The following is a 15,544-nucleotide window of genomic DNA, read 5'->3' on the forward strand; positions in this document are numbered from 1 at the left end:
AAAATGAAAAAGATACTTTTTACGATTCTGATGGCTTCGTCTTTAGTGGCAATCCATTCTTGTGGACGAGACTTTGAAGAAATCAATACAGACACATCTAAAATCCTCAACCCATCGGTTGGAAGTTTGCTGGCACCTGTACAGTTAGAAATGTCTACCTATAATTACAAGAGAGCAAACGATTATACTTTTGATGTGATGCAATCTGCCCTAGACTTCCCTAATGAAGGAAATACCTACAGCAGATATTATCTTACCGAAGCCAGCGGTACTGGCTTCTGGAACACCTCTTACAAGTGGCTAAAGCAAGTAAGAGACATGAGAATTGCTGCGGAAAAAGAAAATGACAAAAATTATTTGGCGATAGCTAAAGTCATGAATGCATGGATCTATTCCAACCTAACAGATGCTTTTGGAGACATCCCTTTTTCTGAAGCGTTGAAGATGGAAGAAGGCATAATGAAACCAAAATTTGACAAACAAAAAGACATCTATACGGCTTTGTTGAATGATTTGAAAGAAGCCAATTCGCTTTTTGATACCACGAAAAAATTATCAGAAATCGATCTTTTTTACAACGCCAACAATTCTAATGATGGTATTCTGCAATGGAAAAAATTCTGCAACTCACTTTCGCTTCGGTTGTTAACCAGATCACTCAACAAGAACGGAGACCTTAATGTACATGTCAGGATACAAGAGATTGTGAACAATCCAACCGTGTATCCACTTTTTACCTCCAATACAGATTCTGCCGTACTCAGTTTATCTGGCATTGCTCCATATCTGCCTCCTGTTGCAAGACCACAGGATTTTACAACCGGAAGAGCCGCTGGAGAATTTTTTATTGATGAAATGAAAAAAAACAACGACCCTAGAATGTCCATGTTTTTCAGTACGGCGAAAGATCTGGCTACAAATACCTCTATAGGATACAAAGGGGCACCTTCAGGCTATCAGTTGGGTACGGTTTTTAGTTACCAGCCGTCTAATCTCAATCAAAATTTGGCAAAAGCTCCTATGAAAATTTTATTGATGACCTATTCTGAACTTCAATTTATTCTGGCTGAATTATCATTTAAAAACATCATTGGAGGCAATACAGAAACCTATTATAAAAACGGAGTTACTTCCATCATAGAACAATGGGGAGCTGTGGTGCCAGCCAATTATTTTACCAATACCAATGTGGCTTATAACCAATCTTTGGAGAGAATTATGCTGCAAAAGTACCTCTCTTTATTCTTTGTAGATCATCAACAATGGTATGAATTTAACCGTACTGGATTGCCTATGTTGCCCAATAACGGTGGTTTGATGAACGATGGTAAAATGCCAAAAAGATTCATGTATCCGCCTAATGCAAAGGTGATGAATCCAGAAAATTATCAAAACGCGGCTCAGGCCATTGGTGGAGATAACATTAACACCAAACTTTGGTGGCAACAATAGTAATATTATAAACTTTTATTTAGAATGAAAAATCAATTCATATTGCCTTGTATGCTGATTTCGGCCATGGCATTTTCTCAAAATTATGCAACGGGATATGTTTTCCACGATGCCAATAAAAATTTAAAAAAAGAAAACCGTGAAAATGGAATGTCCAAAGTTGCGGTATCCAATGGTGAAGATGTTGTATTGACGAATGAAAAAGGTTGGTACCAAATCCCTGTGAAGGAGGGACAAACTATATTTGTGGTTAAGCCGGCCCAATTTATGTTTCCAGTGTCATCACTACAGCAGCCTATGTACTATTATCAGCACAAGCCACAGGGGTCACCTGCCGATTTTAAATACAAAGGAAGTGCACCCACAGGAAACTTGCCAAAAGAAATTAACTTCCCTCTTTTTGAGCAAAAGGAAAATAAAGATTTCAGTATTTTGGTTTTTGGAGATCCTCAACCTTATAATGAAAAAGAATTGGATTATTTCCGCAGGGGTATTGTCAATGAAGTGAAGAATAACAAAAAATCGGCCGTTTTTGGAATTAGTTTGGGCGATATTGTTGGCGATGATCTAAGTCTACAACCGTTGTATTCTAAAGTAATGAAAGAGGTCGGGTTGCCATGGTATAATGTGATGGGAAATCATGACATGAACTATGATGCGAAAGAAGATCAGCTTTCTGACGAAACTTTTGAAGCCAATTTTGGTCCTGCCAATTATGCCTTCAACTATGGAAATGTTCATTTTATTGTGTTAGATGACATCTTATATCCAGATCCTAGAGGTGGAAAAAGCTATTGGGGTGGCTTTAGAGAAGATCAAATGAAATTTGTAGAAAACGATTTGAAGCATGTGGATCCCAACCAATTGGTGGTGATATCGTATCATATTCCTTTATATCAGTCACACGAAAAAAGTTTTAGAAAAGAAGACCGAGAAAGATTGTTCAAAGCCTTAGAGCCTTTTAAAAATACGCTTTTACTTTCGGCACACACTCATGTTCAGCAGCAGTTGTTCTACGGAAAAGAAGCTGGATGGAATGGAGAAAAGCCTTTGCACGAATACAATGTCGGGACTACTTCTGGTGATTGGTACTCTGGCATCAAGGACAATTTGGGAGTTCCTGCATCTACCATGAGAGATGGTACGGATAGAGGTTATTCTTTTATTAACTTCAAAGATAATCAATATGATATCGAGTATAAAGTTGCCGGAAAACAAGAAAGCTATCAGATCAAATTGCATGTCCCAGAAGTGATTCCTTTCCATTCTAAAAATTCGGCTCGCATTATGGCCAACTTTTTTATGGGATCTAAAAATGATAAAATGGAATACAGAATCGATCAAGGAGAGTGGAAGGACATGTCGTTTTCCCCAACTGCAGATCCTAATTTTGCCATTTCTGTGTACCAATGGGATACCACCCAGCAACTTTTTGAAGGCAGAAGACCGTCTAACCCAGAAATTTCCCAACATATTTGGACCGCAGGATTTCCGAAGAAGTTGTCCAAAGGCTCTCATACTGTAGAGGTAAGGGTTATCGATAGATACGGAAAGATCTATACCGCAACCGAACAGTTTATAGTAGCAGAACCCAATCCTATACCTTAGTTTTCAGCGTTGCTGAGTTTTAAAAAAGAAGCCATCCTTAGTGGGTGGCTTCCTTGTTTTTTTATGATGATTCTGAGCTGAAAAGGTTTACTTGCCAAACTCTTTTTCCCACTCTTCGGCAGCTTCTGAGAGCATGGTGTAAAAATCCTCTCCAAATTTGCGTATAAGTGGTGTTTTTAGGAATTTATACACTGGAACCTGCAATTCCTTACCCAAAGCACAAGCATCGCTGCAAATGGACCATTCGTGGTAATTCAGTGCGGTAAATGTAGAGTATTTCTGTACTCGGATGGGGTACAAGTGACATGAGATAGGTTTCTGCCAATCTATTACTCCGTCTTCATACGCTTTTTCGATGCCGCATTTTGTAATGCCCTTTTCATCAAAAGTAACATATACGCATTCTCGGTTTTCCACCATCGGTGTTACGAAATCCCCATCGCTAGGATCGATCTCCCAAGTACCTTGTTCTTCAATGGCTTTTATCCCTTCCCGGGTCAGGTAGGGTTTTATTTTTTCATAGATGTCGTCCAATATTTTTGTTTCCTCTTTTTCCAAAGGTGCACCGATGTCGCCTTCCACACAACAAGCGCCTTTGCATTTGCTGAGGTTACACACAAATTCTTCAGAAAAAATATCTTCAGAAATCAGTTTATCTTCTATTTGTATCATAATTTTAAATAAATATTAATTGTTTTAAGTCGAAATAGGTTCCTATTTTGAACAAAAGTAAGGTAATGATAATGATCCACATGCCCAATTCTTGCATCCAGTATTTGGGTAAAAACCTTAAATATCTGCCCAAAATAATGCTTACAGGAAGTACCAGAAGTAAAAGGTATTCAAAATTTTGGTTCATGTACAGCAAAATGGTAATCAATTGTGCCGCCGAAAAGGTTAATAAAAATGTGTATTTTGTTTTGTTTATCAAACTCTTTTCATTTAGATGTACGAAATGAGAAAGGATGGCCAGTAGGATTAATACTACAATTGGAATGAGTATGGTAAACGGATAATAGGTCTGTAGGGCGCTGAAAGAACTTGATGGAAAATAATCCATATCCAAAGTTCTATTTCCAATACTGAATGAAATGAGAAGATAGGATAAAGCAACCAAAGCAATACCAAGTAATATACGAAAAATATTGAGCGCTATTTGGCTGGTCGTAGCAATGATGTGAACCATTACAAATGCCAGCATGGGCCAAGTGGTTGGTAAAAAGAAATAATTAAGAGCCAACAAAGAGCCAATGATAACATAAGAGCTTTTCTTTACCTTGTCATCGGTATTGGTGAGTATGAGAAGTAAAAAAGAGTTGCTCAGCAAGGTTACGGAGATGCCAATGTCCAAATTACCATGATACAATGCGAAAACGAAAAATGTATATAGAAATAAGGGTAAATGGATCTGTTGATTCAGATTTATTTTGTTAAATAAAAAATATCCAAGCGCAATTCCTATAAAAGTTATGGTTTCGGAAATGGCTTCTATGGTATTGAAATTCAAAATGTTAAATGCGATGGTTATGACGAGTAAAAAAGCCATATACACCGGTATCGAAAAAATATTGCTTTCTTTTGAAAGTAATCTAAACATTTTTTATAAATTTGTGCAAAGTTAATTTAAAAAAGGAAATTATGACATCTTTGTTCTTATTAATAAGTGATGCATTCAAATGGTCTTTTCAATTTTATGACCTATTTGGTAATGTTTTGAACTGGATATTGTTCGTGGTAGCTTCGGCTTATTTTACCTATTGGTGTTGGGAGCTTATTGTACCTTTGGGTAACAATAAGGACAACGATTATACATCGCCTTCAAAAGAGCCAAGACCGTATTATGATCCTAAGATTTATAAAAAATAAAGATCATGCATCGATATATAAAAGGAAGCGCCAAAAGCGTTTCCTTTTTTTATGTTTATATTTTTGTTTCTAAATTAAGGGAAAACACTCTTATTTTGCAAAGGGGTTTGTGTTAAATTTGTTAAAAAGAATTTAGAGTCTGTTTAAATTTTATATCTAGATTTTTTGTATAGATGATTAGATGGATTTTGGGTTTTAAAATTGAAGTTTTAGCGGGCTAAAACAAAAATTTAAAATGTAAAATTACGCTAAATAGAATACAAAAAGGCAGATATGAAGGATTAGAAATAGCCGAATTATTATTTTGGTAAAATTTTAAACGGGCTCTAAATTTACTTTTTTATTGTGTACTTTTTTTCAGTTGGTTTCGTTGGATTTGATCATTACAAATAGATATAAACTAAAAACGAAGTGTTATGAAAAAGTTAAAACTACTCAGTGCAACATTCTTGGGAGGATTGTCTTTTTTTTCTTCCTTTCATGCACAAGAGGTGGATGTTGCTCGTCCACTAAAAAACAATGCCTTTAGAGTTTCCATTCGTGGAGGTTATGATTTTCCTAATTTCAAAAAACTTTCTGCCGACCAAAAACTTCAACCTTTTTATAAATACGAAGGTGGTTTTATGGCAGGAGCTTCTTTGGATTATTATTGGGATTGGTTTGGGGTAGGTCTGGACTATGATTATATCCGTAATCAAGCCAGAAGTACCTATCCGGCCGATAACTTGCTAGATCCATATTCAAGACCTTTTAACGATTTTTATTTGTCCGAAGAAAAAATCACCAGAAATTTCGTGGGTATTGGTCCGAGTTTTAGATTTTGGCAAACTCCAAAATCCGATTTTGAGTTTAAATTAAGAGCGGGTGTCGCCAGTATAAAAGGGGGTGAAATAATCCATATGGCAACACCGGATTCCTTAAGTGTTGGCACACCTACCAATCCGGAACCACCCGATTCGCCAGGTGATGGCGGTGGAGAAACAAGAGCTGTAAATGCATTGTCCACACCAATAATGCTCAATTATCATGCGGGATATAATCTTACTTCTGTTTTTACAGGTAAGGCTTCGTTGCAATTTAATTATTTCTTCAGCCCTCATTTTGGTATGAGCTTAGGAGGTTATTATATGCAGCACTTTAAAACTCCGGAATTATTCAATTCTTCTTCTGGAATGTCTTACGGTACACAAGCGCCACATACGACATTTAATAACGGACTTCAAGTGTACGATCCTTTACAAGAACCAATGTATAAAAGAGGACCTATCGATACCAAATTTCATTCTTTTGGAGTGTTTGCCGGTATGATATTTCAATTTATTAGTCCAGTGAAAACGGTGGAGGCTCCTAAGCCTATTGTGTGCTCGGTTCATGTTACAGCAAAAGATGAAGGTAGTGGTTCTGTACTATCTAATGTTGCGGTATCGTTAGTAGATTCCAATGATACGGTTGTACAAAATGCGACTACAGATGCCGATGGTCATGTCCATTTTGGTAATGTGGTGAAAGGGTATTATAGCGTAAAAGGGACTTATAATGGAAAAGAATTGACGGGTGCTTCGGTGGATACCGGTGAATTTGATAACTGTGATGCAACTCTTGGAATTGTAAAAGAGATTGTTCTGCCGGATCAACGATTCGTCGTTCAAGGAAATGTGATGAGGTGTAATACTTCCGAACCGATTGCAGATGCAGAAATCATTGTTACCAATAAGACAACGGGTGCAGTAGAAAACTACCGTTCCGATGCCAACGGACAATTCTCATTCAGAGCACCAGAAAATACGGATTATACCGTTTATGCTAAGAAAGCGAATCACCTCTCACAAAATGTTTCTTTTTCAACAAGAGGATATAACAGAAGCAGCACTTCAACCATTCGATTGGAAATCTGTATGGATTTGGCCGATTGCAACAATGCCATTATTCTTAAAGATATCCTTTATGACTTGGATAAATCCTTTATCAGAGACGATGCCAAACCCGAACTGAACCGATTGGTACAATTTTTAAATGACAATCCGTCGATTAGGGTTGAGTTGTCCTCACATACCGATTCCAGAGCCTCCGACAATTACAACAATAAATTATCGCAAAGAAGAGCTCAAGCGGCAGTAGATTATATCGTTTCTCAAGGTATAGCGAAAGATAGATTAATAGCAAAAGGTTACGGTGAGAAAAAACTGTTGAACCGTTGTGCAGATCATGTGAAATGTTCAGAAGCCGAACATCAAATGAACAGAAGAACCGAAATGAAAGTGATCTGTCCAAAATAAATGAATATAATAGACCCAAAAAAGCCACTTCTTTTTCGGAGGTCACTGAAAAACCATCTTCATTTTGAATAAGATTTAATTTCAGACAAGAATTAAGAGCTTATTACACGACTTTAAAATCGGTAATAAGCTCTTTACATTTTTTGGAGTTCTAAATTTAATGGGTTTTGTAAAGCTTGTTTTGATTTAATTGGAGCTGAGTTTTAAAGATGATGATTTTGTTCTCTTTTTCTTAGATTAATTTCAGGATCCTCTTCAAATTGACTGCGAAAATAGCCAATGCTCCCTGCATTTGCATGTTTTCTATTCCATAAGAAGTGGCTCTTTTGTAACCATGAACATTTTTAAGTTCACTGTTTTTGGCTTCAATTTTATACCGGTGTTTCGACTTTTCTTTGTAATAATCACTTTCCTGAAAAGCCATCTGTTCTTGGTGTAATTCTGATTTTATAGAAACCGAGTAGGTTTTAGATTTTGCTCCGTCTTTGTAACAACCTTCTCTTAATGGGCAAACTTTACATTTTTCAACATCAAAATAATATACATCAGCTTGATTTTTGCCGACATTCTTTCTGTTCTGATGGGCTTTTCTGATGGCTAAATGCCCGGCAGGACAAACAAATCTGTCAGCATCCTTATTGTAATCAAACTGGTCTTTTTCTTTCCTACATCCTTGTGTAATGGATGGATTTAACTTTGCAACAATTTTTATATCCTGTTCGCTGGCAATTTTCAGATTTTCTTTTCCACTATAAGCCGAATCGCCAATGATGGTTTCCACTTCCATTCCGTTGTCTTGGCTCATTTGCAGTAATTTTGGCAATTCAGGCCCGTCTCCTTTTTCTCCCGAAGTTACCACTGCTGCGGTGATAATCCGCTCTTCACTCATCGCCAAATGTGTTTTGTAACCGAAAAAGGAACTGTCTGCGGATTTATGTCCGATTTTGGCATCCGTGTCTTTTGAGAAAGTTAGCTGTTCATCGGTGTCTTCGGCTGTTTCCCTCAAAAGATTTAATTTCTCTTTCACTGCCGGAATCTCACTTATTGATGGCTCATCTTCTATGCATTTTTCAAGTTCTCTACAATAAGCCAATTCTTTGTTCAGATCGTTTTCAGTATTCTTGACCGGCATTTTTGATTTGAAGTTTTCATCAAATTGATAAACCGTTTTACGAACTAATCTCGAACGCTCTCTCAGTACTTCTATGCTTGAAAATGGATTCGATCTAGATAAAGTATGTGTAGCGTCCACAATAATGGATCTGGATTTAATAATGCCTTTATCGATCGCTATCGTTACCGTTTTACCAATTAGAAGGTTCAACAAATCGGTATCTTTCAAGCGTAATTTCCTGAATTTTGTAAGTGAACTGGGGTTTATCACATCATCTTCGGGAGCCATATCTAAAAAATATTTGAAAGACATATCATAGCGGGAACGCTCTACCACATCTACATCAGAAACCGAGTAAATGCTTTTCAACAAAAGGTATTTGAACATCTTCACCGGACTTTCCGCATTGCGACCATTGTTCAAACAATACTTATTCAACAGTTCATCGTAGATGAAGGAAAAATCTATCAAATCATTAATTTTTCGAAGAAGATTTTCTTTCGGAACGATTAAATCATACAAATCGGAATAAGAACTAAACTGAATCTTTTGCTGTTGGACTAACATTCTTTATCTTTAAAAGACCTTATCAAGGTACAAAAAAAGGAGCTAAAATCCTAAGATTTCAACTCCTTCTTTTTCATATTTCCTGAAAATTCACTTTTTCAGTGATCTCATTTTTCGAGAAGTGGTTTTTATCTTTTAGTTCATGGAGATGTCATTGGGAGCATTGGACCAAATCAGAAATTCTCCACCTAAGTTTTGCATGATGTTTTTCCAAAGATTGGGATCGTTGTTGGTATAATCCATCTGATATACATCAACAACAGTCCAATGTTTTTTATCAATTTCAGATTCCAATTGATCCTTGGACCAACCGGAATATCCTGAAAATATTTTCATGTGATCTAATGGAATTTCGCCTCCAATCACTGCTTTCACAATGTTTTCAAGATCTTCGGTGATGTAAAAATCGTTATCCAATTTCATATAAAAATCGGTGATGGGTTGGCCACGAACAATAAAAAAAGTTTTATCGTTCTCAACAGGTCCTCCATCAAAAACTTCAATCTCACTACCGAAAATGTGGCGAAGTGCATGGGTTGCAATATCGTTTTTTTTGTTGAGTATAAGTCCGAAAGCTCCATTTTCATTGTGATCAATGATCAGTATCACCGAACGAGAAAATATATCCGAAGACAGATCCGGAGTAGAAATTAATAATTTACCTTTGTACGACTTATCCATAATCAAATATAATCTTTTTTCAATGGAAAACCTACACGATCAAAGAAAAGTTTATAACAAATCCGAACTGATAGAATCCCAGATCAGACAAAATCCCATAGAGCAATTTAGAGATTGGTTTTTAGAAGCACAAAACGATCCCAATGTATCAGAAGCAAACGCGGTTTCCGTTTCTACGGTAGAAGCCGATGGTTGTCCCCGAACCAGGATGGTGTTGTTAAAATCCTACAATTGGGAGGGGTTTTCTTTTTACACCAATTATGAAAGCAGAAAGGGTAAAGCGATAATGGATCATCCGAAAGCATGTTTGCATTTTTTTTGGCCCAGCTTGGAAAGGCAAATCATAATAAAATGCAATGTGGAAAAGCTGGCTGAGAATCTTTCTGATGGGTATTTTGCATCCAGACCTCGAGGCAGTCAGTTGGGTGCATGGGTTTCGCCACAAAGCCAAGAGATCCCGAATCGAGAGTTTTTAGAAAAAAAACTAACCGAATTAGAAAAAGATTGGGAAGGGCAGGAGATTCCCAGACCCAAACATTGGGGTGGATTTTTAGCCAAGCCTTATGAAATTGAATTTTGGCAAGGAAGGCCCAATCGTTTACACGATAGGATTTTATATAGCTTGAATGAAGATTTCGATTGGGAAATTTCCAGGCTTGCTCCATAAGTATTTACACAATTCTGGTGGGGTTTTACCTTGATTTCAATCGTTTTGGTCACAGGTTCAGATCTTGGTGTACTCACAAAAAACTTCTCGGAAAAGAGAAGTTTTTTTTTTTGTAAAATTATCATACAACTCGAATTTGAAATCTTCGATACCATATTTATGGTGTTGAAAATCAATTTAAAAAAGCTATGGATGGAAGGGAATTCAATATTTGAACGGATTTTTTGTTTCTCAATATTAATGCATTCTGAAAATTAAAAAAGTGAGAGAAACATATTGACTTCAATAGTAATATATGGTGCAATTTTATTTTTAAATTATACTACTTTTTTTGTTAATTTAGTTCATAAATTATGGCTTAAAATACAGAAGCTGTATTTTTGAATTTAAAATATGTACTTGCCAACCAACTAACTTAGAAGTAACAAATATTGAAAGGAGAAAGTGAACATACATGCAGCTCTATCGCATTCATAGACACAGAAATTGAACCAATTAGTAATAAAATACTTGATATTGGTGGAATCAAGGGCAATGGAAGTACTTTTCATAAAGCTTCGATACTTGACTTTGTACATTTTCTCAATGGAACACATTTCGTAGCTGGACACAATATTTTCAATCACGACATTAAATATATTGGGAAAACCCTCTTTGATGCAGGTATCAATTCGGCTAACATTATAGACACATTGTTTCTTTCGCCATTGCTTTTTCCAACAAAGCCCTATCATTCATTACTCAAAGATGATAAACTCCAATCCTCTGAGGCAAATAATCCTCTGACCGACTCCATCAAAGCTAGAGATTTACTGAATGATGAAATTGCTACTTTCAAAGGGATTGACGACACTCTAAAGAAGATTTTTCATCTTCTTTTATACGACAAAAAAGAGTTTCAAGCTTTTTTCCGTTATATTGCATACAACCATTCAGATACGAACATTGAAGAACTTATTCGACAAAAATATAAAAACGAAATTTGTGAACATGTTGATCTTACAAACATTATTGTAGAAAAACCTATTGAATTAGCTTACTGTTTATCTCTTATCGATTCCTTCGTTCAGCACAATAAAATCCATTCCATAACACCTCCTTGGGTTTTGAAAATGTATCCTGATGTAGAGCAACTCATGTTTCGATTACGAAACAAACCTTGCGTTAGTGGCTGCGAATACTGCAACGGTTTTTTAGATGCACACAAAGGACTTAAAAGGTATTTTGGCTTTGATTCTTACAGAAGCTATGGCGGTGAACCGTTGCAAGAAAAAGCGGTGAAAGCTGCAATTGAGAATAAGTCTATACTTGCGGTTTTCCCAACTGGAGGTGGCAAATCCATTACTTTTCAAGTTCCGGCATTGATGAGTGGAGACACTTCAAATGCTTTAACCGTTGTGATTTCACCGTTGCAATCCTTGATGAAAGATCAAGTGGATAATCTTGAAAAAAATGGAATTACTAACGCGGTTACCATAAACGGCTTACTAGACCCTATTGAAAGAGCAAAATCTTTCGAAAGAGTTGAGGATGGCTCAGCGTGCATCCTGTACATTTCACCTGAATCTTTGCGCTCAAAAACGATAGAACGATTGATTCTAGGCAGGAAAGTAGCTCGTTTTGTAATAGATGAAGCACATTGTTTTTCTTCGTGGGGACAAGATTTCAGGGTGGATTATTTATACATCGGAGATTTTATCAAATCCATTCAAGAAAAGAAAAATATCGAAGACGGCATTCCCGTTTCATGTTTTACAGCAACAGCAAAACAGAAAGTTATTGAAGATATTCTGGGTTATTTCAAGGAAAAACTTTCACTCAATCTTGAATTATTTACCTCAAAAGCATCAAGAACAAATCTACATTATAAAGTTTTTGAAAAATCAGACGAAGAAACAAAATACCAACAAGTTCGGGATTTGATAGAAGAAAAAAATTGTCCAACCATTATCTATGTATCAAGAACACGAAAAGCCTACACGCTTGCAGAGCGCTTAAAAGAAGACGGGTTCAGTGCCAAACCCTACCACGGAAAGATGGACAAACAAGAAAAGTCTGAAAATCAAAATTCGTTTGTCAACGGTGATACCCAAATTATGGTGGCTACTTCTGCTTTTGGAATGGGGGTGGACAAGAAAGATGTTGGGATGGTCATTCATTATGAAATTTCGGATTCTTTGGAAAATTATATTCAGGAAGCGGGTAGAGCCGGTAGGGATGAAAAAATTACGGCAGATTGTTTTGTTTTATTCAACGAGGAAGATTTGAGTAAACATTTCATATTGTTGAATCAGACCAAACTTTCCATCAAAGAAATACAACAGATTTGGAAAGCCATCAAAGAAATTACACGCTTTCGTTCAACCGTATCCAATTCTGCCTTGGAGATTGCACGAAAAGCAGGCTGGGACGATAATGTTGTCGAAATAGAAACCAGAGTAACTACCGCAATTGCAGCCTTGGAAGATGCCGGTTATTTGAAACGCGGCCAAAATATGCCACGAGTTTTTGCAAACAGTATTCTTTCTAAAAATGCACAAGAAGCCATAGACAAAATCAACTCCTCAGAGAGATTTGTGGGTAACCAAAAAGAAAAAGGTGTAAGAATTATCAAGAAACTTTTCTCCAGTAAAAGTAGAAAACAAAATAATGATGAGGTTGCGGAATCAAGAATTGATTATATCAGTGACCATTTAGGGATTGTAAAAGAAGAAGTCATCAACATCGTTAATCTTTTGCGTGAAGAAAAAATTCTGGCCGATGCAAAAGATCTAACCGCTTTCATAAAAAAAGGAGAGAATACCAATCGTTCATTTAATATTGTGGATTCCTTCAGTAAAATTGAAAATTATTTGCTCCTGCTTTTAAAAGAGCAAGAACAAATATACCATCTAAAAGAACTGAATGAAAAAGGCGAGGAACAGGGACTTAATGACATCAGTAGTAATAAGATAAAAACCATTCTCAATTTTTGGGCCATCAAAAATTGGGTTAAAAGAAAAATCTTAGACACCAAAAGTCATGTGTCAATAATTGCCTTGCACCCAAGAGAATTGTTGAAAGAAAAATTAGAAAAAAGACAGACTTTAGCAAAATTTATTATCGAATTTCTTTATGAAAAAACTAAAACTACGGCATCTGAAGATTCAACAAAAGAAGAAATTTTGGTTGAATTTTCAATTCATGAACTGAAAACAGCTTATGAGAACGGCTCAGATTTATTCAAATTGGAAATAAATCTTGATGATATTGAAGATACGCTTTTTTACTTGTCAAGAATTGAAGCTATAAAAATTGAAGGTGGTTTTTTAGTTGTGTACAATCGTTTGACCATTGAAAGAACAGAAACAGACAACAAAAAAAGATACACAAAAGAGGATTATCAAAAGCTCAATCAGTTTTACGAAAGCAAAATTCAACAAATTCATATTGTTGGAGAATATGCTAAGAAAATGATTGAAGACTATAAAAGCGCATTGCAATTTGTAGAAGACTATTTTCATTTAAACTATCCTGTCTTTCTCAATAAATATTTTAAAGGAAGTAGGCAAAATGAAATAAAACGAAATATTACACCTGCCAAATTTAGACAACTTTTCGGGGAACTTTCACCTACTCAGTTGAAAATTATTAACGACAACGAAACCAAACACATTGTTGTTGCAGCCGGTCCAGGTAGTGGAAAGACAAGGGTTTTGGTTCACAAATTAGCTTCGTTACTTCTTATGGAGGATGTTAAACATGAGCAATTGCTAATGATTACTTTCTCTAGAGCAGCAGCAACTGAATTCAAAAAGCGTTTGCTTCAGCTTATAGGTAATGCTGCCAATTATATTGAAATTAAAACTTTTCACTCCTATTGTTTTGACCTATTAGGTAAAGTAGGTAGCCTAGAAAAATCAAACGAAATTCTAAGCAAAACGATTCAGAAAATCAAAAATAATGAGGTAGAAGTAAGTAGGATAACCAAAACAGTTTTGGTGATAGACGAAGCACAAGATATGGACAAAGATGAGTTTGACTTGATTCAAACTTTGATGGAACAAAATGAAGAAATGCTCGTAATTGCCGTAGGCGATGACGACCAAAATATTTATGAATTTCGAGGTGCAGATTCTAAACATCTTGAGCAGTTCATCTTCGAAAACCAAGCCGTAAAGCATGAATTATTAGAAAATTACAGAAGTAAAATTAACTTAGTTGGGTTTTCTAATCAATTTGTAAAACAAGTTTCGCACCGCATCAAACAAACCCCCATCATCGCAAAGCAAAATGATAATGGGAAAATTAAAATTGTCCATTATAAAAGTGGAAACCTGACCGTCCCTCTTGTGCAAGAACTACTATCAACAGGACTATCAGGGACAACTTGTGTTTTGACAAAAACTAACGATGAGGCACAACAGATTACGGGATTGCTTTTGAAAAATAACTTACAAGCAAAATTGATACAGTCTAATGATGGTTTCAGCTTATACAACCTCAACGAAGTTCGATATTTTTTGAACCATTTGAATTTGGCCGATGATGTTTACACCATCAACGATGACATTTGGCTGAAAGCAAAACGAGAGGTGGTTAATAAATACAGACACAGTACGAAATTGGAAATTTTAGGAAACATCATCAAAGAATTTGAAGCCTCAAACACAAAAATCAAGTACAAATCCGACTTAGAGGTTTTCATTCGAGAGTCTAAATTGGAAGATTTTTACAATGAAAATGGAGAAACTGTTTTCGTCTCAACCATACACAAAGCCAAAGGGAAAGAATTTGATAATGTTTTCATACTGCTGGAAAATTTTGATGCAACGACCGATCAAGCGAAACGACTTTTGTATGTGGCAATGACTCGGGCAAAAACAAACCTAACAATTCATCTAAATTCAAACTTTTTAGACCCGCTCACGGCAGAAAATTTAGAACGATTTGAAAATATCGAAATGCATCTGCCTCCCAATCAATTGTCCATGCATCTAACTTTAAAAGATGTTTGGCTTGATTTCTTCATCAATCGACAAATCGCCATTTCAGAACTTAAAAGTGGTGATTCTTTACGGTTAAATAGCATGGAATGTTTTGATGAAAAAGGAAATTCAGTGCTAAAATTTTCAAAGCAATTTACCGCCCAAATAGAGAAACTGAAAGCTAAAAACTTTGAATTGAAATCTGCTAAAGTAAACTTTGTTCTCTATTGGAAAAAAGAAGAAACCCAACAAGAGATAAAGATCATTTTGCCAGAGTTGACCTTTGAAAGAAAAACAGATTAATCACAAAAAACTGTTATATATAAATTTCAAAAAAAAATCTTCA

Annotated in this window: 10 protein-coding genes; 6 read left to right on the plus strand and 4 right to left on the minus strand. The window is 35.9% G+C overall.

The features are described from left to right. Positions 1-3 precede the first annotated feature (3 nt). Positions 4-1,452 carry a SusD/RagB family nutrient-binding outer membrane lipoprotein gene (locus tag H9Q20_RS09380; RefSeq protein WP_187477580.1) on the plus strand — a complete coding sequence of 483 codons (1,449 nt, stop codon included), beginning with the start codon at positions 4-6 and terminating at the stop codon, positions 1,450-1,452. Positions 1,453-1,476: 24 nt separating this feature from the next. Beyond that, positions 1,477-3,060, plus strand: coding sequence for a calcineurin-like phosphoesterase C-terminal domain-containing protein (locus H9Q20_RS09385; protein WP_187477581.1), 1,584 nt, complete (start codon positions 1,477-1,479; stop codon positions 3,058-3,060). An 87-nt stretch (positions 3,061-3,147) separates the two neighbouring features. Here H9Q20_RS09385 and H9Q20_RS09390 read toward each other — a convergent pair whose 3' ends face one another. Beyond that, positions 3,148-3,732 (minus strand): DUF3109 family protein, encoded by a 585-nt coding sequence (locus H9Q20_RS09390; RefSeq protein ID WP_187477582.1) that lies wholly within the window; start codon positions 3,730-3,732, stop codon positions 3,148-3,150. Between the two features lie 4 nt (positions 3,733-3,736). Next, positions 3,737-4,657 carry a DUF6427 family protein gene (locus tag H9Q20_RS09395; protein WP_124640194.1) on the minus strand — a complete coding sequence of 307 codons (921 nt, stop codon included), beginning with the start codon at positions 4,655-4,657 and terminating at the stop codon, positions 3,737-3,739. A 41-nt stretch (positions 4,658-4,698) separates the two neighbouring features. Here H9Q20_RS09395 and H9Q20_RS09400 point away from each other — a divergent pair, with 41 nt between their 5' ends. Then, positions 4,699-4,926: a DUF6341 family protein gene (locus tag H9Q20_RS09400; RefSeq protein ID WP_187477583.1), complete on the plus strand. Its 228-nt coding sequence runs from the start codon at positions 4,699-4,701 to the stop codon at positions 4,924-4,926. 416 nt (positions 4,927-5,342) lie between these two features. Beyond that, on the plus strand, positions 5,343-7,202 hold the full coding sequence (locus H9Q20_RS09405) for an OmpA family protein (RefSeq protein ID WP_187477584.1): 1,860 nt from the start codon (positions 5,343-5,345) through the stop codon (positions 7,200-7,202). 232 nt (positions 7,203-7,434) lie between these two features. Here the strand turns inward: H9Q20_RS09405 and H9Q20_RS09410 are convergent, their stop codons facing one another. Then, positions 7,435-8,883 carry an IS1182 family transposase gene (locus tag H9Q20_RS09410; protein WP_187477341.1) on the minus strand — a complete coding sequence of 483 codons (1,449 nt, stop codon included), beginning with the start codon at positions 8,881-8,883 and terminating at the stop codon, positions 7,435-7,437. A gap of 135 nt (positions 8,884-9,018) precedes the next feature. Next, positions 9,019-9,564: a YqgE/AlgH family protein gene (locus H9Q20_RS09415; RefSeq protein WP_124640187.1), complete on the minus strand. Its 546-nt coding sequence runs from the start codon at positions 9,562-9,564 to the stop codon at positions 9,019-9,021. Positions 9,565-9,586: 22 nt separating this feature from the next. On the opposite strand from H9Q20_RS09415, the gene pdxH reads away from it, so the two are divergent. Then, complete coding sequence (gene pdxH, locus H9Q20_RS09420; RefSeq protein ID WP_187477585.1) at positions 9,587-10,231, plus strand: pyridoxamine 5'-phosphate oxidase; 645 nt, start codon at positions 9,587-9,589, stop codon at positions 10,229-10,231. Between the two features lie 431 nt (positions 10,232-10,662). Further along, positions 10,663-15,501 carry a RecQ family ATP-dependent DNA helicase gene (locus H9Q20_RS09425; protein WP_187477586.1) on the plus strand — a complete coding sequence of 1,613 codons (4,839 nt, stop codon included), beginning with the start codon at positions 10,663-10,665 and terminating at the stop codon, positions 15,499-15,501. Positions 15,502-15,544: the final 43 nt, after the last annotated feature.

The sequence above is a fragment of the Amniculibacterium sp. G2-70 genome, assembly GCF_014353055.1.
GTDB classification, from domain to species: domain Bacteria; phylum Bacteroidota; class Bacteroidia; order Flavobacteriales; family Weeksellaceae; genus Amniculibacterium; species Amniculibacterium aquaticum.